The organism is Peribacillus sp., assembly GCF_059453735.1.
This window is the reverse complement of sequence record NZ_JAZVJO010000048.1, coordinates 1-19,989: the sequence shown is the minus strand read 5'-3', so window position 1 is coordinate 19,989 and position 19,989 is coordinate 1. Positions and strand designations below refer to the sequence as shown.

The following is a 19,989-nucleotide window of genomic DNA, read 5'->3' as shown; positions in this document are numbered from 1 at the left end:
GTTTTTAAATGTAACCTACAGAAAAAAGGCCTGTTAAACAGACCTTTTCTATGGAAAAAAATTAATGGTTTAACTTAGTAAGTTCGAACTGGAAGTATTAATTGCAGCATTGTATCGTCATGAATAGAGCGGATAACAAATGGGCGCATAGCACCTGTGAAGTTAATTTTGATATCCGTACCTTCGAGCGCTTTTAATGCATCCATAACAAATTTAGCACTGAAAGATATTTTCAACTCATCACCTTCAATGAGTTCTGCTTGAACTTCTTCAACTACTTTACCAATTTCCGGTGTATTAGAAGAAACCTCAATGACTCCTCCAGGAAGAGTTGAAAGTTTGACAACATTGTTACGTCCTTCTCTTGCTAATAAAGATGCACGATCAATGGCTTTTAAAAATTCCTTTGCATGAACGATCACATCTGTCTTACTTTCTGAAGGAATTAAACGGGATGTATCGGGATAGTTACCCTCTAATAATCTTGAGAAGAATAATAGATTTTTTGCTTTAAACAGCACTTGGTTTTCTGTAATAACCATTTCAATCATTTCGTTGTTATCATCAAGAATTTTGCTCAGTTCATTTAAGCTTTTCCCTGGAATGACCACACTAGTAGCATCCGTTAGTTTACTTTCAATAGGCGCTTTTCTCATTGCTAGTCTATGGCTGTCTGTTGCAATACAGGTTAACTCTTCGTTTTGAACCTCTAACTTTACACCTGTCAAGATGGGGCGTGTTTCTGAGGTGGACACTGCAAACACGGTTTGACGAATTAAAGATTTTAAAAGATCAGCTGGTATTTTAATCATATTTTCTTCTTCAATAAGTGGCAGGTGCGGATATTCTTCAGCATCTAAGCCATTTAAATTAAATTCAGCTTTACCTGAGCGAATGGTCGTTTGAAAATTATTATGAACTTCAATTTCAACGGTATCCATAGGTAACTTTTTAATGATCTCACCGAAAAAGCGTGCATTAAGGACAATCGATCCACTTTCTTTTACTTCAACAATTTCATGTTCATCTTCTTCAACAGGAATAAATGATTGAATAGAAATATCTGAATCGCTGCCTGTCAATGTTAAACCTTCTGAATCTGCCGTTAATTTGATCCCAGTTAAAATTGGAATAGTTGTTCGGGAGGTTACAGCTTTCATGACTTCATTGACGCTTTGAATAAGACGATCACGCTGGATAATAAATTTCATTTTACATCCTCCTAAAATAGAGTGCTTTTTTCATTTTTAGCCGCATATATATATAATATTTTTTATTTAAAAGATAGTAGTAATAGTAGTAGGGCTTGTGGATATGTGGATAACCCTTGAAAAGCCAAGGGGAAACAGTCTATCCACATGTGGACAGACTGTGTGTAAATGCAAGCAAGTTATACACAGTTTCCAGAGCTTATACCCTGAGCTGTTCTTGGATTTCTTTTACTTGTCTTTGCAATTGTGAATCAGTTTGAAGCAGCTTCGATATTTTTTCGTGTGCATGAATAACTGTCGTATGGTCTCGGCCTCCAAATTCATCACCAATCTTAGGAAGTGAGAAATCAGTCAGCTCTCTGGATAAATACATAGCAATTTGACGTGGGAAAGCGACGGTCTTCGTTCGTTTTTTAGCCTTAAAATCTTCAAGTTTAATACTATAATGCTGACCAACCGTTTTTTGGATATCAAGGATGGTGATAATTCTCGGTTTAGAGCTTGGAATGATATCTTTTAGTGCTTCTGCAGCTAAATCCGCATTAATATCCTTATTTATTAAGGAAGAATACGCCACAACACGAATAAGCGCTCCCTCAAGTTCACGAATATTGGAATCAATTTGATTGGCAATATAAAGCATGGCTTCATTAGGAATATCCAATCCTTCAGCTTTAGCTTTTTTACGCAGGATGGCAATCCGAGTTTCTAGATCAGGAGGTGTGATATCTGTAATCAGGCCCCATTCAAATCTAGAACGCAGACGATCTTCCAGTGTAGGAATTTCTTTTGGCGGCCGATCACTAGAAATAACAATTTGTTTACTTTCTTCATGAAGAGCATTAAACGTATGGAAAAATTCTTCCTGTGTCTGTTCTTTTCCAGCTAAGAATTGAATATCATCGATTAAAAGAACATCAACGCTGCGATACTTATCTCGGAATTCTCCGGCTTTATTGTCACGAATGGAGTTAATGAACTCATTCGTGAACTTTTCGGAAGACAAATATACTACTTTTGCTCGAGGATTATGCTCGAGTACATAATGACCAATAGCATGCATAAGATGAGTCTTTCCTAGACCAACTCCCCCGTAAATAAACAGTGGATTATATGCTTTCGCAGGTGCTTCGGCAACGGCAAGTGAAGCAGCATGAGCAAATCGGTTTCCAGACCCAATAACAAACGTATCAAATGTATTTTTTGTATTCAGCATAGATTGGTTAAAATCATTTTGAGCATTTTCATTCTTTTTGCGTTTCTTCCCAGGTGCAGGAACAATGAACTCATCATCTTCCTGGTTAGAGGGGATAATAAATTTAACTTCCAGCTCTTCGCCGGTTAATTCTAATAATACTTCAGAGATAAGATGAGAATAGCGCTCTTCCAGCCAGTCTCGTGCAAATTCATTTGGAGCGGTAACCGTCAATATATCTCCTTGAAGCATATAAGCTTTAGTTGATTTTAACCACGTTTCAAAGCTGGGTTTGCTAATCTTCTTTTCCATTTTAGATAGTGATTGGTTCCATAAACTATCGATGTTTTCCAAGACAATCCCTCCTTTACAAAATTCTTAAAAAAAAATATAAAAAGGACAGATTAATCGACTTCTGCCTTGCATGCTCGACAAAGATACATACTTCATTTTTTTGCTGTACAACTATTGTACAGGAGTAAGTAAGCTCATTTTAATAAATAGGATAAATATTCATCAACAGGTATAGGAGAAAATATATAATAAGGAAGATAAACGGTTTTCGACATTATCCACTGTTTGTGGACAACGGATTATCCACAGCTGGGAAAATCTATCCACATGTTATTAACAATCTGTGGATAACTTATTTTGTCCTCGCTAGTTATCCAGAGTGAAAACACAAATATAATATCAGATATTTGTACTAGTTGCAATGGCTTAGAAAAGTTTATCCACAAGTTGGACAGGCTGTGGGAAAAACTTTTCCACAGCCAAATACTATGTGTAAAGGTATGCGAAAAGCCTGTGGATAATAAAAATAGTGTCGAAAAACTATCCACAGGGTGCTGGAATAACAATAAACTTCATGTTTTTCATTTAGGTTAGGTGAATGATCAACCAAAGTTCTTTGCGGAACATTTATAGCAACCGTAATTAATTTTAAGGAAAGGTTGACAATTTACTGGGTTGATCTATATAATTAGCTAGACTGTCTTTAACTGTTATTCCTCAGGGAGGTGTCATAAATGAAACGTACGTATCAACCAAATAAGCGTAAGCATAGTAAAGTTCATGGTTTCCGTAGCCGTATGAGCTCGAAATCTGGACGTAGAGTTATAGCTGCACGTCGCCGCAAAGGCAGAAAAGTATTATCTGCATAGATCACTGAAAAATTTCAGTGGTCTTTTTTTCTCATAATCAGCGGTTCTTAATTTGTCCCAATTAAGGTTATTGAAGGTGTAAAGCATGAAAAAAAAGCTAAGAATAAAAAAAAATGATGAATTCCAGCTGGCTTTTAAAAAGGGTGAATCATTCGCTAATAGGCAATTTGTTGTCTATGTCCTTGAAAAGCCAGATCAGGATCATTTTAGAATCGGTCTTTCCGTTAGCAAAAAAATTGGGAATGCTGTTGTTCGTAATCAAGTGAAAAGATATATCAGACAATCTTTTCTAGAATTAAAAGAAAACATCCAAACTGGTAAGGATTATGTGGTGATTGCCCGTAAACCTGCAGCTGATATGGAATTTTCTGAAGTGAAAGGCAGCTTAACACATGTGCTAAAGCGGTCTGATTCGCTGACTTTCCAATCCAAAAAAAGATAATATCCTTTATATAGTCATAAAAGTTAAACATAGATAAGCTTTTTGGGAGTGCTTCTTAAATAAGAATCCCTTATGGGACAACCATCAGAATCCAGGACGCTATGCATCCTGGATTCTGAATTGAGTTTTTTTATCAGATTGTTTTGAAGATTGGAGGAAATTACGGTTGAAGAAAAGAATCATACTAATAATAGCTTTGGCATCGATCACGATGTTATTAGCAGGTTGTACCGAGATCAATAAACCAATTGATTCGAGCAGCAGTGGTTTTTGGAATGAATATATTGTCTATCCATTATCCAGGCTGATTATTTGGTGTTCTGAGTTATTGGGGAATAGTTACGGATTAGGCTTGATTGTCGTTACGTTGCTTATACGTTTTGCAATGCTCCCATTAATGATCAAACAAACAAAAAGTTCAAAAGCGATGCAGGCTATTCAGCCAGAAATGAAAGAACTGAAAGATAAGTACGCCTCTAAGGATGCAGCAACTCAACAAAAGCTTCAGCAAGAAACGATGGCGCTCTTCAAAAAATATAACGTTAATCCTCTTGCAGGTTGTTTCCCGTTGATTGTCCAAATGCCAATCTTAATTGGGTTTTATCATGCGATTAGTCGTACCGAAGAAATTGCAAAACATAGTTTCCTTTGGTTTGATTTAGGAAATCCAGATCCAATTTACCTGCTGCCAATTATTGCGGGTATTACGACCTTCATTCAACAAAAAATTACGATGGCTGGTACTCAGTCCAATCCGCAAATGGCTGCACAAATGACAATGATGCTTTATATCATGCCGGTTATGATTTTGATTTTTGCAATTAATTTCCCAGCTGCTCTTTCATTATATTGGGTAGTCGGTAATATCTTTATGATTGTTCAAACATTAGTCATCAAAGGTCCAGATATGAAAAAATTAGCTGCCGAAAATGCGGGAGGAGCAAAGAAAAAGTGAAACAGGTAACTGCTGCAGGACAATCTGTCGAGGACGCAGTCTCATCTGCTTTAGCTCAATTGAACACCACTAGAGATAGAGTCGAAATTGAAGTGGTCGATCAAGGTAAAAAAGGATTTTTTGGCTGGATAGGTGCACGAAAAGCAGTCGTTCATGCTTCGTTGCTGCCGGATCCTGTCGAAGAAGCCTGTCAATTTCTTAAGAATATTAGCGAAAAAATGAATGTTCATTCTGAAATTACGGTAAAAAGGGAAGGGAAAGTTGTTACCTTTCATTTATCCGGTGAAAAAATTGCCTTATTAATCGGCAAAAGAGGTCAAACATTAAATTCGCTTCAATATTTAACTCAGCTTGTCGCAAATCGACATTCTAAACAGTATATTACGATAGTTGTCGATGCTGAAGGGTATCGGCAAAGGCGGAAAGATACGCTGATCCAATTAGCTGAAAGAATGGCAGATAAAGCACATAAGTCTGGGAAAGAAGTTTCTCTTGAACCGATGCCTTCATATGAACGAAAGATTCTTCATAATGCACTTTTGAAAAATCCGAAAATCAAAACGACATCTAGTGGTGCAGAACCTTTCCGTCATGTAATCATTTCTCCAAAAAATAAAGCCTAAAAAGGTCCCTCTGCCAATGGCAGAAGGACCTTTTTCATGTTTCACCCAGCATTTGCCGTTAAACGCTGAAAAGGGAACAGTTTCCGCCCTGTTGTTATTCACATGTGGATAAGTTAAAATAAACTAGCTGCATTCTCAAAATATGTGGATAACTTGGAATAAGCAAAGGGTTATCTGCTTTTTTTCATAGTATTACTATGATATTGTAGTAATTTAGGGTTCAATTAAAGTTTTTTTAATAATAGATAATTACATGGTTGTAAGCTCCTGACAATAGTCGTGAACTTCTAACTAAACCGAGGTGAAAGACAAATGGAATTCGATACAATTACAGCTATTTCTACGCCAATGGGAGAAGGTGCCATTGCCATTGTAAGGATCAGTGGAGATGACGCCTATCAAATTGCTGATTCCATCTACCGTGGTCCGGGGAATAAAAGTTTAGAAGATGCTGATTCACATACGATTCATTATGGTCATTTAGTCAATCCTAAAACGGGAGAGACAGTGGAAGAAGTGATGGTTTCTATCATGAAGGGTCCGAAGACTTTTACCCGTGAAGATGTAGTGGAAATCAACTGTCATGGCGGAATCGTTTCAGTAAATCGTGTCCTGCAGCTGGTTCTATCTCAAGGAGCTAGATTGGCCGAGCCTGGTGAATTTACGAAGCGGGCTTTTTTAAATGGGCGGATAGATCTTTCACAGGCAGAAGCCGTAATGGATTTAATTCGTGCAAAAACAGATAAAGCAATGAATGTTGCATTAGGTCAAATGGAGGGAAGGCTTTCACAGCTTATCCGTCGATTACGACAAGAAATTTTGCAAACCCTCGCACAAGTCGAGGTTAATATAGATTATCCGGAGTATGATGATGTTGAAGAAATGACACACCGTTTATTTTTAGAAAAAGCCTATTTCGTGAAAACGGAAATAGAAAAAATTCTAAATACTTCTCAGCAGGGAAAAATATTACGTGATGGATTATCAACGGTCATTATTGGGAGACCAAACGTGGGGAAATCCTCACTTCTTAATAGCTTAGTACATGAAAATAAAGCGATTGTTACTGATATTCCAGGTACGACACGTGATGTGATTGAAGAGTATGTAAATGTTAGAGGCGTTCCACTAAAATTGGTTGATACAGCCGGCATTCGTGAAACTGAAGATATTGTTGAGAGAATTGGCGTTGAGCGTTCTCGTGCGGTTTTGAAGGAAGCAGATCTAATCCTGCTTGTTTTAAATAATTCAGCTGAACTCACACATGAAGATGAATTGTTATTTGAAGCAATTGAAGGTATGGATGTTATTGTTATCATTAACAAAACTGATCTTCCTAGAAAGATTGATCTCGATCGAGTTAAACAAATTGGTGCGAAACAAATTGTATCTACCTCTCTTCTAGAAGATCAAGGAATCGATGATTTAGAAGAAGCGATTGCGTCATTATTCTTTAAGGGTTCATTGGAAGTAGGCGATCTTACGTATGTCTCGAATGCGCGCCATATTGCCTTGTTGGGTCAAGCTTTACAAGCAATAGAATCATCCATTGAAGCGATTGAAGCGGGGGTACCTATAGACTTAGTTCAAATTGACTTTACGAAAGCATGGGAACTGCTGGGCGAAATTATTGGCGAAAGCGTGCAAGATGGCTTAATCAATCAGCTCTTTTCACAATTTTGTTTAGGAAAATAAAAATTAGTAGGAGGGAAAAGAATGCAATATGATGCTGGAAGTTATGATGTAATTGTCATTGGGGCAGGACATGCAGGAAGTGAAGCAGGTCTTGCGGCAGCTAGAGTTGGTGCTAAGACATTAATGATTACGATTAACCTTGATATGGTCGCGTTTATGCCGTGTAATCCATCAGTTGGCGGCCCTGCAAAAGGAATTGTTGTAAGGGAAATTGATGCGTTAGGCGGAGAAATGGGAAAAAATATCGACAAAACGTATATCCAAATGAGAATGTTGAATACAGCAAAAGGTCCAGCTGTTCGTGCTTTACGAGCACAAGCAGATAAATTTTTATATCAGCAGGAAATGAAAAAAACAATTGAAAATGAACCGAATTTGACGCTGCTTCAAGGAATGGTTGAAGAGCTGATTGTTGAGGACGATGTTTGTACAGGGGTTATCACAAAAACGGGTGCCGTTTATCGAGCTAAAACAGTTGTGATTACGACTGGAACATTCTTGCGCGGAGAAATTATTCTTGGTGACTTGAAATATTCAAGCGGTCCCAATAATCAACAGCCATCCATTAGGCTTTCCGAGCATTTGCAGGAGCTTGGATTTGACTTGGTTCGTTTTAAAACAGGAACGCCGCCTCGAATTAACAGCCATACAATTGATTACAGTAAAACTGAGATTCAACCAGGTGATAAAGAACATCGTGCATTTTCTTATGAAACAACGAAGTTTATCACGGATCAGCTGCCATGCTGGTTAACGTATACAAATGAAGAAACTCATAAAATTATTGATGATAATCTTCATCGTTCTCCCATGTATTCAGGTATGATTAAGGGGACCGGTCCTCGTTATTGTCCATCCATTGAAGATAAAATCGTTCGATTTAATGATAAGCCGCGTCATCAGATTTTCTTGGAACCAGAAGGACGTAATACACAAGAAGTTTATGTACAAGGATTATCCACTAGTTTACCTGAAGAAGTTCAACATAAAATTCTTCGATCTATTCCCGGTCTAGAGAAAAGTGAAATGATGAGGGCTGGATATGCGATTGAGTATGATTCAATTGTTCCAACTCAGCTATGGCCTACACTTGAAACGAAGAAGTTGAAAAACTTATATACAGCTGGTCAAATCAACGGAACGTCAGGTTATGAAGAAGCTGCTGGTCAAGGATTGATGGCCGGAATCAATGCAGGATTAAAGGCACTTGGAAAAGAAGAATTGATTCTTAGCCGTGCAGACGCGTATATTGGTGTGTTAATAGATGATCTTGTTACAAAAGGAACGAATGAACCTTATCGACTTTTAACATCCCGGGCAGAATACCGTCTATTGCTTCGCCATGATAATGCAGACCTTCGTTTAACAGAATTTGGTCATAAAATTGGTTTAATTAAAGAAGATCGTTATCAGGCATTCAGCTTAAAAAAAGCAGCCGTTGAAGCAGAAAAAGCCAGATTACAATCAATTTTCATTAAACCAACTGAAGAAGTACAGCACATAGTAACAGAAGGCGGCGGCAGTGAGTTAAAGGATGGCATTCGTGCTTCCGATTTGCTTAAGCGTCCAGAAATGAGTTATAGCCATATAAATCAGCTTATACCAAGTGAAATCGAGCTAGATGATGATGTAACCGAACAGGTAGAAATACAAATCAAATATGAAGGATATATTGAAAAGTCCCTTCAGCAAGTAGATAGGCTTAAAAAGATGGAAAACAAAAAAATTCCGGTTAACATTGATTATGACGCCATTTCAGGATTGGCTACAGAGGCACGTCAAAAGCTAAAACAGGTGCTGCCGCTATCTATCGCTCAGGCATCAAGAATTTCAGGGGTTAACCCTGCAGACGTTTCAATATTACTTGTTTATTTAGAACAAGGAAAAATTGCGCGTGTTGAAGGATAAAAGACCTAAAAAGGATGTTTAACTCATGAAAATAGAACAATTTTCGTTACAGTTGAAAGAGAAGGGAATTGAGCTTTCCTCTCTTCAACTGCAACAGTTTGAAACCTATTACGAGCTCTTGGTAGAGTGGAATGAAAAAATGAATTTAACGGCCATAACTGAAAAAGAGGATGTTTATTTAAAACATTTTTATGATTCTGTCAGCGCCGCCTTTTATTTCGATTTTACTAAATCTTATAAGATTTGTGATGTAGGCGCAGGAGCGGGTTTTCCAAGTATACCGCTGAAAATATGTTTCCCGAATCTTCAGGTATCCATTGTTGATTCGTTAAATAAGAGGATTTCTTTTCTCGAGCATCTGGCCGCTTCTCTTCAGTTGAAAAACACGACGTTTTATCATGATCGTGCTGAAACGTTTGCTCAAAAAGCTGACCAACGGGAAGAATACGATATTGTTATGGCCCGAGCAGTTGCCAGGATGTCAGTTTTAAGTGAGTTATGTCTGCCTCTGGTTAAGCCAGGCGGCACCTTTATTGCAATGAAGGCAGCTAGTGCAGGAGAAGAAATAGATATTGGAAAAAAGGCGATTACTGCTATGGGTGGAAAATTGGATCAAGTTCATCCGTTTCTTTTACCTGAAGAAAACAGCGAAAGAAATATTATTATTATTCAAAAGGTAAAGCAAACACCTAGGAAATATCCGCGTAAACCGGGTACTCCAAATAAAATGCCGATTGAGTAAGTACAAACCGGCTTGAACAATTTTGCCGAGTATGAAGGACTTTAGTAAATCTATAGAGAATATGTTATGTGGGAGTTTTGTAAAGGTGGTGTAGGAGTATGAAGCATCCTTTTTCGCGATTCTTCGGGTTAGGCGAAAAAGAGGAACAACAGAAAGAGATGGAAGAACCTAATAGAAATGATGAAATCATGAAACTTTCCATCTCCGACATTGTCCCGAACCGATATCAACCAAGAACAGTTTTTAATGATGATAAGCTTTCCGAGTTAGCTCAGACGATACATACACATGGCATCATTCAACCGATTGTTGTGAGAGAGTATGAATCAGGGAAATTCGAAATAATTGCTGGTGAGAGGCGTTTCCGAGCCATGCAAAAGCTTGGCTGGGAAACGGCTCCAGCCATTATAAAAGATTTTAATGATACTGAAACGGCTTCAGTAGCACTTATAGAAAATCTCCAGCGTGAAGAATTAACACCCATTGAAGAAGCGATAGCTTATGGGAAACTTATAGAATTGCATCAATTAACCCAAGAAGCTCTTGCTCAGCGGTTGGGAATAGGACAGTCTACTGTAGCAAATAAGCTTAGACTGTTAAAGCTTCCACAGGAAGTCCAGCAAGCGGTACTCAACAAGCAAATTACGGAGCGACATGCTCGATCATTGATACCTTTGAAAAACCCTGAAAAACAAATCAGGCTTCTTGAGGAAATCATTGAACGCAATTTGAATGTTAAACAGACCGAAGAACGGGTAGTTAGACTGCTCAGTACCGAGCAAAAACCGAAGCCGAAACGGAAAGCATTTTCCAAGGATATGCGGATCGCGGTTAATACAATCCGACAATCTCTTTCTATGGTAACGGATAACGGGATTAATCTTGATTCTGAAGAAGAAGAATTTGAGGAGTATTATCAATTCACTATCAAAATCCCCAAGAAAAAATAAATGGTTTACATGCCTGGTAATCAATGATTACCGGGTTTTTTTGAAACCCTTCTTTTCCCTCTTCACTTCAGTACGAGAAAATGAGTCGAAACGCATATTTTCATGGTAAACTAAAATTGGAAAATAAATAGTAATTTCTACTATTTTTTACTGATAAATAATGAATATTGATAGAATACTATGATTAGAAAGAAGGTGACACCGTGGGAATGGTTCTCGCCATCGCCAATCAAAAGGGCGGTGTAGGAAAAACGACTAGCTCTGTTAACTTGAGTGCGTGTTTAGCTTACATAGGTAAGAAGGTTTTATTGGTGGACATTGATCCTCAAGGGAATGCCACAAGCGGGGCAGGAATTGATAAAGCAGATGTGGAACAATGTATTTATGATGTATTGGTTGATGACGTAGAAGCATCTGACGTCATTAGAGAGACGAAAGTTGAAAAACTTTATATAATCCCTGCGACCATTCAGCTTGCAGGTGCTGAGATTGAGCTGGTTCCAACTATTTCCCGGGAAGTACGCTTAAAAAGGGCACTTGAAGAGGTAAAAGAAGACTATGATTATATTATTATTGATTGCCCGCCATCACTAGGTTTGTTAACATTGAACGCACTGACCGCTGCTGATGCTGTTGTAATTCCTGTCCAATGTGAATATTACGCACTTGAAGGGTTAAGCCAACTGTTAAGCACGATTCGCCTTGTACAAAAACATCTTAATCATGAGTTGAGGATTGAAGGCGTGCTGCTGACGATGCTTGATGCTCGCACGAATTTAGGAATCCAAGTCATTGAAGAGGTAAAAAAGTACTTTCAGGATAAAGTGTATCGAACGATCATCCCTCGGAATGTCAGACTGAGTGAAGCACCGAGTCATGGGGAACCGATTATTATCTATGATCCAAAGTCACGGGGAGCAGAGGTCTATTTAGAATTGGCAAAGGAAGTGGTTGCAAATGGCTAAAGGCCTTGGAAAAGGACTTAATGCACTGTTTCCCAATTTAGAAACGGGAAAAGATGATATGGTACAGGCAGTTAAAATCAAGGAAATAAGACCAAATCCTTATCAGCCTAGGAAAGTTTTTCGTCCTGAGGCGATAGAAGAATTAAAAAATTCGATTATGCAACATGGAATACTACAGCCGATTATTGCGCGAAAAAGTATAAGAGGGTATGAAATCGTCGTAGGAGAAAGGCGATACCGAGCAGCAAAGGAAGCTGGATTTAAGACTGTTCCGGTTGTAGTAAGAGAAATGAGCGAGCAGCAAATGATGGAGCTTGCTATCTTAGAAAATCTTCAGCGAGAAGACTTAAATCCCATTGAGGAAGCTGTCGCCTATCAAACTTTATTAGAAAGACTAGGAGGCACACAGGAAGAATTAGCAAAACGACTTGGAAAAAGCCGGCCCCATGTGGCTAATCATATTCGCCTTCTAGCTCTTCCTGAAGATATTCAATCTTTTATCTCGTCTGGAAAAATATCGATGGGTCACGGCAGGGCGCTTCTCTCTTTAAAAAATAAAAACAGCTTACATGAAGTGATTAATAAAGTACTTAAAGAGCAATGGAACGTCCGTCAGCTAGAAACCTACATTCATATGTTAAATCAGGATGTTCCACGTGAAACGCCTAAGCCAAAACAAAAGAAAGATGTTTTTCTAAAGGAAAGAGAAGCGAATTTGCGTGAACGATTTGGTACGACGGTCACGATTAAAAAAACAAAGAAAAAAGGGAAAATTGAAATCGAATTTTTCTCTGAAGAGGATTTAGAACGAATTATGGAGATATTAGATCAGAACTCTCCTTCTTCATAAACCATCTTTTATAGATGGTTTCTTTTGTATATGGTTTAGGTGAAAAAAGAGGGGATTGGAAGTGGTTCTGTTAGGTACACTGGTTAATGGATTTTGCATCAGGAAGCAAGCTGGCGGGAAGGGTGTTAAAAATATTCCCGATTGAAGTATGATGTTCACTATCGAAATCAGAGTGGCATATTTGCTTACGGATCTCAATCGTCTACTATTTTACTATTCCTGTATAAGAGTCGTCTGCAAAAGAAAAAGAAGGAGATATTCCCCTTCTTACAGTGTCTTTTCCTGATCAAATGTCCAATTGAATGGTTGGAATGCTTGTTTTTGGTGAATTTGATTGCTGGCAAAATAGATACCATTTGCAATGGTCGTGGCCATTTTCAGGACAAGATTGAGCCGGGTATTTTGTAATACCATAAATTCCATAAAGCCGCTGACATTGACTATACCGGTAATATGGGCATCCCCGACCGCTGGTAATTCTTTATTTACACCAGCCCCTGGCTTTACGGGTCCTTCACCGACCTGGACTATTCCTATACTTTTCACTTTCCCTAAACAGGCATCTACACCAATAATGAAAGGGTTATGATGAGTTTGCTGAATATCATTCAGGCGTTCTTTAAGATTCATAGCATGCATGGGATCTTCAAGGGTCCCATATACAAAAAACTCGGAAGATGAGGTTTTTTCTTGTAGAAGAGTGCCTACTAAAGGGCCAAGAGAATCACCGGTTGAGCGATCGGTTCCTATACAAGCGATAACAATCGGTCTTGGTTGGACAGGAAGCAATGAGAGCAATTCCTTGGATATTTGTTTAGATGCATCAAGATCTTCATGTAAGATTCTGCTCAAGCTGTTTTTATTATCAAAAAAACTCGATTTCAGATTCATCGCTTCCACTCCTCTTAACTAGTACTAACAGTATACGGATAAATAGGAAAGGGTATACATGCTGCGGGGGATTTATCAAAAAAAATTAAAGAGTTTTTACATTGGAGAACATATAGTTATTCTGCGGAGTATTAGTCAGCAGGATTATTGTTGGTTTTACTTATATACCCAAATATTTTTTATACAAAAACCCAATATTTGTTGTTAAGATAGATTTACACTACTTTTTTTATTTTTTTATGCAGAATAGGTGGATTTAATGGATTATATTGGAGGTAAACTAAAAAAAGAATTTTTCGATGAAAAGTTATGGATAGATCTTGGTGGAGGTATTTTACAGTTAATTCTTATTTTCTTCTTATCAAGACTTGTTATTCGAGTAAGCAAGGCAGTGATTACTAAATATTTTCTCGTTCGTTCTAAAAGTCCGATCAGGGTATCAGAACGCCGGGAAGCAACTCTATTAAAACTTTTAGAAAATGTTATCACTTATATCGTTAATTTTATTGCTTTGATTATGGCATTAGAAGTGTGTGGACTAGATATTAAGGGATTACTGGCTGGAGCTGGGATCGTTGGTTTGGCCATTGGTTTCGGAGCTCAGAGTCTGGTCAAGGATATTATTACAGGGTTTTTCATCATCTTAGAAGATCAATTCTCTGTAGGCGATCATATTAAGGTGAAAGATTTTGAAGGAGAAGTCCTTGAAATTGGTCTTCGAACAACCAAAATTAAAAACGTGACGGGTCAGCTTCATGTTATTCCAAACGGAAGTATTCTTGAAGTGACCAATTATTCAATGCTAAACAGTGTTGCCGTGGTCGATGTTACGCTTCCTTATGACGGAAATGTACAGTTAGCTGAAAGTGCCATTGTTGCGATGCTCAGTACTTTACCCGATAAATACAATGAATTAGTGAAGGCACCTGAGATACTCGGGATTGAAACCCTAAGCCCAACTGAAATTGTGTTGAGGATTACTGCAGAAACCTTACCCAATAAGAGTATAACAATCAGCAGGGTGCTCAGGAAAGAAGTAAAGGATTGTTTAGACCAACATGAATGGAGTCCGGGAAATTAAAAGTCTATAGGTAAAGGTAGATGAGGCATGGAAGAGAAGGAATATGGATTACATGACGTTGTTCAGATGAAGAAGCCCCATCCATGTGGAGATAACCAATGGAAGATCATTCGGTTAGGTATGGATATCAGAATTAAATGCGAAGGCTGCGGTCATAGTGTCATGCTGCCAAGGCGCGAATTTTCTCGAAAAATGAAAAAGGTTTTGAAAAAGCATGAGGAATAGACCATGCTTTTTTCTTTGGTTCTAACGTATTTCTCTTATTCCCAATGGTGTCTTTTGGGTAGAGACTAGACTTTTCTACAGGCAAAATCTATAATTGGGAAAGGTTTATGTCTATTTCCGGAATGTAATATGCTGTATCTTGATAGATAATTCAGAGGAGTGAAATATAAATGGCTTTAACTGCAGGAATCGTTGGTTTGCCAAACGTTGGTAAGTCTACTTTATTTAATGCAATTACCCAAGCTGGTGCAGAATCAGCTAACTATCCGTTCTGTACGATTGATCCAAATGTTGGAATCGTAGAGGTGCCTGATTACCGTCTTCAAAAGTTAACAGAACTAGTTCAGCCTAAAAAGACAGTTCCAACTGCTTTTGAATTTACAGATATTGCTGGGATCGTAAAAGGCGCAAGTCAGGGAGAAGGTCTTGGTAATAAATTTCTTTCTCATATCCGTCAAGTAGATGCAATTTGTCAGGTTGTTCGTTGTTTCAGTGATGATAATATTACGCATGTATCGGGAAAAGTGGATCCGCTTGATGATATTGAAGTCATTAATCTTGAATTAATTCTTGCTGACTTAGAGTCTGTTGATAAGCGTATTGATCGTGTTGGAAAGCTGGCAAAGCAAAAAGACAAAGAAGCAGTGATTGAGCATGAAGTGCTTGTAATGATTAAAGAAGCACTGGAAGCAGATAAACCTGCTCGAGCAGTAGAGTTTACCGATGAGCAGCTAAAAGTCGTGAAGGGCTTGCACCTTTTAACAGCTAAACCGATGTTATATGTTGCTAATGTAAGTGAAGATGAAATAAGCGATGCAGCGAACAATGAATATGTACAAATTGTTCGAGAATATGCTGCGAAAGAAAATGCTGAAGTTATCGTCATCTGTGCCAAAATTGAAGAAGAAATTGCTGAGCTCGAAGGTGAAGAAAAAGAAATGTTCCTTTCTGAGTTAGGAATTGAAGAATCTGGACTGGATCAATTGATTCGTGCTTCTTATCAGTTATTAGGCCTTGCTACGTACTTTACCGCTGGGGTACAAGAAGTACGCGCATGGACTTTCCGTAAAGGTATGAAAGCTCCTCAATGTGCGGGGATTATCCATACAGATTTTGAACGCGGATTTATTCGTGCTGAAATCGTATCTTATGAAGACCTGCTTGCTGCAGGAAGCCACAGTGCAGCTAAAGAGGTTGGGAAAGTGCGTCTTGAAGGTAAAGAATATATTGTTCAAGATGGAGACGTTATTCATTTCCGATTCAACGTGTAAAAACAGACCTCTGCTAATAGGCAGAGGTCATGTTTTTTTGTTGATTAGATCAATCGAGTTATCATTTATATCCCATTGGAGATTATTAGGACAGTTCGTTGCATAATGTAAATCACTATGCTATAATTTATTCTTGTGAGTAATTATAAAAATTGCTCCTTGCCCAATGGGCCGCTTAGACCAAAAGGAGGTGACAGAGATGAGAAAATACGAAATTATGTATATCATCCGTCCAAACATTGAGGAAGACGCTAAAAAAGCGTTAGTTGAACGTTTCAACACAATCCTTACTGATAATGGTGCGGAACTTACTGAAGCAAAAGAGTGGGGTAAACGCCGCTTAGCATACGAAATCAATGATTTCCGTGATGGCTACTACATGCTTCTAAGAGTTAACGCTGATTCAACTGCGACATCAGAATTTGATCGTTTAGCTAAGATCAGTGAAGACATTATCCGCCATATGATAACAAAAGACGAAAAATAATTTTAATAGATAAACATTTCTAACCATTTTGGAAAACTTAGGGGTGGATTCTTATGATGAATCGCGTAGTTTTAGTAGGTCGCTTAACTAAAGATCCTGAATTACGATATACACCTAATGGAGTACCTGTGGCAACCTTCACTTTGGCGGTTAATCGTACTTATACGAACCAGCAGGGTGAACGAGAAGCAGATTTCATCAATTGTGTAATTTGGCGTAAACCGGCAGAAAACGTCGCTAATTTCCTTAAAAAAGGAAGCCTAGCTGGTGTGGACGGTCGTATCCAAACACGTAATTTTGAAGGTCAAGATGGTAAACGGGTGTATATTACTGAAGTACAAGCTGAAAGTGTTCAATTCTTAGAGCCAAAGGGTAGTACCGGAGGCAATAAGACGGAAAGTAGTTCTTATGGTAATCAAAAAAGCAATAACAGCGGCGGCAACAGCAGCAGCTATGATAATCCATTTGGACAAGGCCAAGGTCAAAATACTAACCAGAATCAACGCAGCAATAACAACTACACTCGTGTAGATGACGATCCATTTGCTAATGATGGCAAAACGATTGATATTTCTGATGATGATCTGCCATTTTGATATTGAACAAACAAGGCATTTTTAAATAAGGGAGGGAAATATATTATGGCAATGGGTGGACGTAAAGGACGCGGTAAGCGTAAAAAGGTTTGTTACTTTACATCAAACGGAATTACTCACATCGACTACAAAGATGTGGATCTTCTTAAAAAATTCGTTTCAGAACGCGGTAAAATTTTACCACGTCGTGTAACGGGTACTAGCGCTAAATATCAACGTAAATTGACGATTGCTATTAAACGCTCACGTACAATGGCATTACTACCATATGTTACTGGTGAATAAGTCATTTAACTAAAGTCCTGTTTGCTCTTTAGGAGCCTTACAGGGCTTTTTTTATTACATACCTTTTACACTCCATCTTATTTTTACTAGTAAATAATTTGCTGACCTATTATGGACAGCCTTCTAGCTTTTATAGTCCTCTATCCAATACATACAATAAACAAGCTGAAATGGGAAATAATGAAGATAAGTTCCCTATAAGAAGTGAATAATTGAAATGAAGCCGTTTTACAGGATAAAATAGAAGAAACAGTAATCAATGTAATGACAGATTGGTTGAATAGTGGAGAGGTTGTGGAAAGTTGAACAGTGGAAGAAAGATTACCGAAGGCGGAGTGCTGCTTGCACTTTACAGTGTACTGTTATTAATGACGATCTACCTTCCTATTATTGGAAGTATTTTGTTTTTCTTTTTACCGATTCCATTTATTTTAATGGCATTAAAGCATAGTACAGCCTGGACATTCGGCTTTCTTTTTATAGCGGGCGTACTAACGTTGATATTTGGTACAATGTTTGCCATCCCCTTGACGCTCCTTATGGGTTTAACAGGGATAACAATAGGTTATTGTTTAAAAAGAGAACAGCCTTTTATTATGCTTTTTGTGAACACGGTATTAGTCGTACTAGGTATGATATTAGCTGTTTTGGGGGGCACTAGTTGGATTTTTAAGATTAATCCTATAGATGAATTCTTCACCATCGTTGATACCTCTATGGTCAAATCTACCGAAATACTAGAACGTTTTGGGCAGACGATCCCAAAAGAAAGAATAGAAGATGTAAACAATATGTTTGAGATGATGAATACTCTGCTGCCAACGCTCTTGGTTCTAGTCTCAGCAATAATCGTAATATTGTTTTTCCTTGTCTCACAGCCAATTATAAAGCGTTTCAGCAACATGAAAATTCAATGGCCTTCATTTAGAGAACTACAACTGCCTAAAAGTCTTTTATGGTATTATTTACTTACTATGGTTCTGACGTTGGTTGTGAACCCAGAAAAAACTAGCTTTATGTATCTGGCACTCGTCAATTTAATGTTTATTTTGCAGATACTTATCCTGATTCAAGGTTATTCTTTTGTCTTCTATTTTGCTCACGTGAAAAAGTGGCCAAAGGTCATTCCTTACTTGGTGCTTGCTGGTTCATTTGTTTTACCAATCGTACAGTCTATAGTTAGGATATTAGGTATAATAGATTTAGGTTTTCCTTTTCGTCAAAGCATTGCGAAAAAGAAAGAGTAAAGAGACTTATTTTATAGGTGCTTTTAGGAGCTGAAATTATGCCATCTTATTTTAAAAAAAATGCGGTGATTTTCCCGCTTTACGGGCTTTTAAGTGTTGCAGTCCTGCTAGTAGGCATGCTCGCTTATTATAATTGGTGGACTGCGCTTTTAGGTTTGCTTGTTCTGTCTATTATGTTTTTTTTCGCCCTGCGAACGGAGATACGTAATCATCGTGAGACAGAGGAGTATATTTCTACTCTATCGTACCGTCTAAAAAAGGTCGGCGAAGAAGCACTGCTGGAAATGCCGATTGGTATTATGCTTATTAACGATGATATGTATATTGAATGGACGAATCCATTCTTAGCTTCTTGTTTTGATGAAGATTCACTCGCTGGACGATCTTTATACGATGTAGCTGAAACGATAGTTCCGTTAATTAAGCAGGATATTGAGACAGAGACGGTTACCCTACATGATCGTAAATTTAAGGTAATTCATAAAGTGGAAGAAAAGCTGTTGTACTTTTTTGATGTCACGGAACAAGTTGAAATTGAGAAACAATATGAAAATGAACGTACAGCAATCGCGATTATTTTCCTCGATAATTATGATGAATTAACACAAGGAATGGATGATCAGCGAAAAAGCTCTCTTAACAGCATGGTTACATCTTTGCTTGATCATTGGGCAAAAGATAATGGTGCCTTTTTAAAACGGACATCCTCAGACCGGTATATTGCTGTATTCAACGAAGCAATCCTGCATCAGTTTGAAAAAGTAAAGTTTTCAATCCTTGATGAAATCAGGGAAACAACAGCAAAACAAGATGTACCGCTTACTTTGAGCATTGGGGTCGGCTCAGGGGTGTCTATGCTCCCTGAATTAGGAACCCTTGCTCAATCAAGTTTAGATTTAGCTCTTGGCCGCGGCGGTGATCAAGTGGCCATTAAACAAGCAAACGGTAAAGTGAAATTCTATGGGGGGAAAACCAATCCCATGGAAAAACGGACTAGGGTACGTGCACGCGTCATTTCTCATGCCCTTAAAGATATCGTGGTGGATAGCGATAAAGTAATCGTTATGGGTCATAAATTCCCTGACATGGATGCGATTGGTTCAGCAATAGGAATCTTGAAGGTGGCCCAGATGAATCAGCGTGAAGGGTACATAGTCGTGAATGTTAACGAAATTGATAATAGTGTGCGCAGACTTATGGAAGAAAT

21 protein-coding genes are annotated in these 19,989 nt (G+C 38.1%); 18 read left to right on the top strand and 3 right to left on the bottom strand.

Annotation, left to right across the window (positions count from 1 at the left end):
• Positions 1 to 74: 74 nt before the first annotated feature.
• Together dnaN and dnaA are read right to left on the bottom strand one after the other, a co-directional pair.
• Positions 75 to 1,211 (bottom strand): DNA polymerase III subunit beta, encoded by a 1,137-nt coding sequence (dnaN, locus tag AC52RT_RS01600; protein ID WP_495539131.1) that lies wholly within the window; start codon positions 1,209 to 1,211, stop codon positions 75 to 77.
• Positions 1,212 to 1,410: 199 nt separating this feature from the next.
• Positions 1,411 to 2,760 carry a chromosomal replication initiator protein DnaA gene (gene dnaA / locus AC52RT_RS01595; RefSeq protein ID WP_040374722.1) on the bottom strand — a complete coding sequence of 450 codons (1,350 nt, stop codon included), beginning with the start codon at positions 2,758 to 2,760 and terminating at the stop codon, positions 1,411 to 1,413.
• 674 nt (positions 2,761 to 3,434) lie between these two features.
• Here dnaA and rpmH point away from each other — a divergent pair.
• From rpmH to AC52RT_RS01545, 10 genes are all read left to right on the top strand, one after another.
• On the top strand, positions 3,435 to 3,569 hold the full coding sequence (rpmH, locus tag AC52RT_RS01590; RefSeq protein WP_340847499.1) for a 50S ribosomal protein L34: 135 nt from the start codon (positions 3,435 to 3,437) through the stop codon (positions 3,567 to 3,569).
• Positions 3,570 to 3,654: 85 nt separating this feature from the next.
• The gene (rnpA, locus tag AC52RT_RS01585) at positions 3,655 to 4,011 is read left to right on the top strand and encodes a ribonuclease P protein component (protein WP_495539130.1); all 357 of its coding nucleotides are present in this window, start codon (positions 3,655 to 3,657) and stop codon (positions 4,009 to 4,011) included.
• 166 nt (positions 4,012 to 4,177) lie between these two features.
• Positions 4,178 to 4,966: a YidC family membrane integrase SpoIIIJ gene (gene spoIIIJ, locus AC52RT_RS01580; protein ID WP_495539129.1), complete on the top strand. Its 789-nt coding sequence runs from the start codon at positions 4,178 to 4,180 to the stop codon at positions 4,964 to 4,966.
• On the top strand, positions 4,963 to 5,589 hold the full coding sequence (gene jag / locus AC52RT_RS01575; protein ID WP_495539128.1) for an RNA-binding cell elongation regulator Jag/EloR: 627 nt from the start codon (positions 4,963 to 4,965) through the stop codon (positions 5,587 to 5,589). Before spoIIIJ ends, jag begins: the two co-directional genes overlap by 4 nt.
• A 312-nt stretch (positions 5,590 to 5,901) precedes the next feature.
• On the top strand, positions 5,902 to 7,284 hold the full coding sequence (mnmE, locus tag AC52RT_RS01570; protein WP_495539127.1) for a tRNA uridine-5-carboxymethylaminomethyl(34) synthesis GTPase MnmE: 1,383 nt from the start codon (positions 5,902 to 5,904) through the stop codon (positions 7,282 to 7,284).
• 21 nt (positions 7,285 to 7,305) lie between these two features.
• Positions 7,306 to 9,192: a tRNA uridine-5-carboxymethylaminomethyl(34) synthesis enzyme MnmG gene (mnmG, locus tag AC52RT_RS01565; protein ID WP_495539126.1), complete on the top strand. Its 1,887-nt coding sequence runs from the start codon at positions 7,306 to 7,308 to the stop codon at positions 9,190 to 9,192.
• Positions 9,193 to 9,217: 25 nt separating this feature from the next.
• Complete coding sequence (gene rsmG, locus AC52RT_RS01560) at positions 9,218 to 9,934, top strand: 16S rRNA (guanine(527)-N(7))-methyltransferase RsmG (protein WP_495539125.1); 717 nt, start codon at positions 9,218 to 9,220, stop codon at positions 9,932 to 9,934.
• 98 nt (positions 9,935 to 10,032) lie between these two features.
• Entirely contained in the window at positions 10,033 to 10,884 is an 852-nt protein-coding gene (gene noc, locus AC52RT_RS01555; protein WP_495539124.1) for a nucleoid occlusion protein, read from the top strand.
• A gap of 203 nt (positions 10,885 to 11,087) precedes the next feature.
• On the top strand, positions 11,088 to 11,849 hold the full coding sequence (locus AC52RT_RS01550; protein ID WP_495539123.1) for a ParA family protein: 762 nt from the start codon (positions 11,088 to 11,090) through the stop codon (positions 11,847 to 11,849).
• Positions 11,842 to 12,699 carry a ParB/RepB/Spo0J family partition protein gene (locus tag AC52RT_RS01545; protein ID WP_495539122.1) on the top strand — a complete coding sequence of 286 codons (858 nt, stop codon included), beginning with the start codon at positions 11,842 to 11,844 and terminating at the stop codon, positions 12,697 to 12,699. The genes AC52RT_RS01550 and AC52RT_RS01545 overlap by 8 nt, the downstream gene beginning before the upstream one ends.
• A 267-nt stretch (positions 12,700 to 12,966) precedes the next feature.
• Here the strand turns inward: AC52RT_RS01545 and yyaC are convergent, their stop codons facing one another.
• Positions 12,967 to 13,590 carry a spore protease YyaC gene (yyaC, locus tag AC52RT_RS01540; RefSeq protein WP_495539121.1) on the bottom strand — a complete coding sequence of 208 codons (624 nt, stop codon included), beginning with the start codon at positions 13,588 to 13,590 and terminating at the stop codon, positions 12,967 to 12,969.
• Positions 13,591 to 13,849: 259 nt separating this feature from the next.
• On the opposite strand from yyaC, the gene AC52RT_RS01535 reads away from it, so the two are divergent.
• From AC52RT_RS01535 to AC52RT_RS01500, 8 genes are all read left to right on the top strand, one after another.
• The gene (locus tag AC52RT_RS01535; protein ID WP_495539120.1) at positions 13,850 to 14,671 is read left to right on the top strand and encodes a mechanosensitive ion channel family protein; all 822 of its coding nucleotides are present in this window, start codon (positions 13,850 to 13,852) and stop codon (positions 14,669 to 14,671) included.
• 27 nt (positions 14,672 to 14,698) lie between these two features.
• Positions 14,699 to 14,896, top strand: coding sequence for a DUF951 domain-containing protein (locus tag AC52RT_RS01530; RefSeq protein WP_495539119.1), 198 nt, complete (start codon positions 14,699 to 14,701; stop codon positions 14,894 to 14,896).
• A gap of 170 nt (positions 14,897 to 15,066) precedes the next feature.
• Positions 15,067 to 16,167, top strand: a complete 1,101-nt coding sequence (ychF, locus tag AC52RT_RS01525) for a redox-regulated ATPase YchF (protein ID WP_495539118.1) — start codon at positions 15,067 to 15,069, stop codon at positions 16,165 to 16,167.
• A 199-nt stretch (positions 16,168 to 16,366) separates the two neighbouring features.
• Positions 16,367 to 16,654: a 30S ribosomal protein S6 gene (rpsF, locus tag AC52RT_RS01520; protein WP_040374708.1), complete on the top strand. Its 288-nt coding sequence runs from the start codon at positions 16,367 to 16,369 to the stop codon at positions 16,652 to 16,654.
• A gap of 53 nt (positions 16,655 to 16,707) precedes the next feature.
• Positions 16,708 to 17,250, top strand: coding sequence for a single-stranded DNA-binding protein (ssb, locus tag AC52RT_RS01515; protein WP_340847478.1), 543 nt, complete (start codon positions 16,708 to 16,710; stop codon positions 17,248 to 17,250).
• Positions 17,251 to 17,295: 45 nt separating this feature from the next.
• On the top strand, positions 17,296 to 17,535 hold the full coding sequence (gene rpsR / locus AC52RT_RS01510; protein ID WP_040374706.1) for a 30S ribosomal protein S18: 240 nt from the start codon (positions 17,296 to 17,298) through the stop codon (positions 17,533 to 17,535).
• Positions 17,536 to 17,837: 302 nt separating this feature from the next.
• Positions 17,838 to 18,782, top strand: a complete 945-nt coding sequence (locus tag AC52RT_RS01505) for a YybS family protein (protein ID WP_495539117.1) — start codon at positions 17,838 to 17,840, stop codon at positions 18,780 to 18,782.
• A 38-nt stretch (positions 18,783 to 18,820) separates the two neighbouring features.
• A partial coding sequence (locus tag AC52RT_RS01500) for a GGDEF domain-containing protein (RefSeq protein ID WP_495539116.1) occupies positions 18,821 to 19,989 on the top strand: 1,169 nt, incomplete at its 3' end.

Coding starts and splice junctions, on each gene's coding strand:
- ychF (WP_495539118.1), top strand. CDS start 15,067: ATGGCTTTAACTGCAGGAATCGTTGGTTTGCCAAACGTTGGTAAGTCT.
- mnmG (WP_495539126.1), top strand. CDS start 7,306: ATGCAATATGATGCTGGAAGTTATGATGTAATTGTCATTGGGGCAGGA.
- dnaN (WP_495539131.1), bottom strand. CDS start 1,211: ATGAAATTTATTATCCAGCGTGATCGTCTTATTCAAAGCGTCAATGAA.
- AC52RT_RS01545 (WP_495539122.1), top strand. CDS start 11,842: ATGGCTAAAGGCCTTGGAAAAGGACTTAATGCACTGTTTCCCAATTTA.
- AC52RT_RS01530 (WP_495539119.1), top strand. CDS start 14,699: ATGGAAGAGAAGGAATATGGATTACATGACGTTGTTCAGATGAAGAAG.
- mnmE (WP_495539127.1), top strand. CDS start 5,902: ATGGAATTCGATACAATTACAGCTATTTCTACGCCAATGGGAGAAGGT.
- rpsR (WP_040374706.1), top strand. CDS start 17,296: ATGGCAATGGGTGGACGTAAAGGACGCGGTAAGCGTAAAAAGGTTTGT.
- rsmG (WP_495539125.1), top strand. CDS start 9,218: ATGAAAATAGAACAATTTTCGTTACAGTTGAAAGAGAAGGGAATTGAG.
- yyaC (WP_495539121.1), bottom strand. CDS start 13,590: ATGAATCTGAAATCGAGTTTTTTTGATAATAAAAACAGCTTGAGCAGA.
- noc (WP_495539124.1), top strand. CDS start 10,033: ATGAAGCATCCTTTTTCGCGATTCTTCGGGTTAGGCGAAAAAGAGGAA.
- rnpA (WP_495539130.1), top strand. CDS start 3,655: ATGAAAAAAAAGCTAAGAATAAAAAAAAATGATGAATTCCAGCTGGCT.
- ssb (WP_340847478.1), top strand. CDS start 16,708: ATGATGAATCGCGTAGTTTTAGTAGGTCGCTTAACTAAAGATCCTGAA.
- rpmH (WP_340847499.1), top strand. CDS start 3,435: ATGAAACGTACGTATCAACCAAATAAGCGTAAGCATAGTAAAGTTCAT.
- rpsF (WP_040374708.1), top strand. CDS start 16,367: ATGAGAAAATACGAAATTATGTATATCATCCGTCCAAACATTGAGGAA.
- AC52RT_RS01535 (WP_495539120.1), top strand. CDS start 13,850: ATGGATTATATTGGAGGTAAACTAAAAAAAGAATTTTTCGATGAAAAG.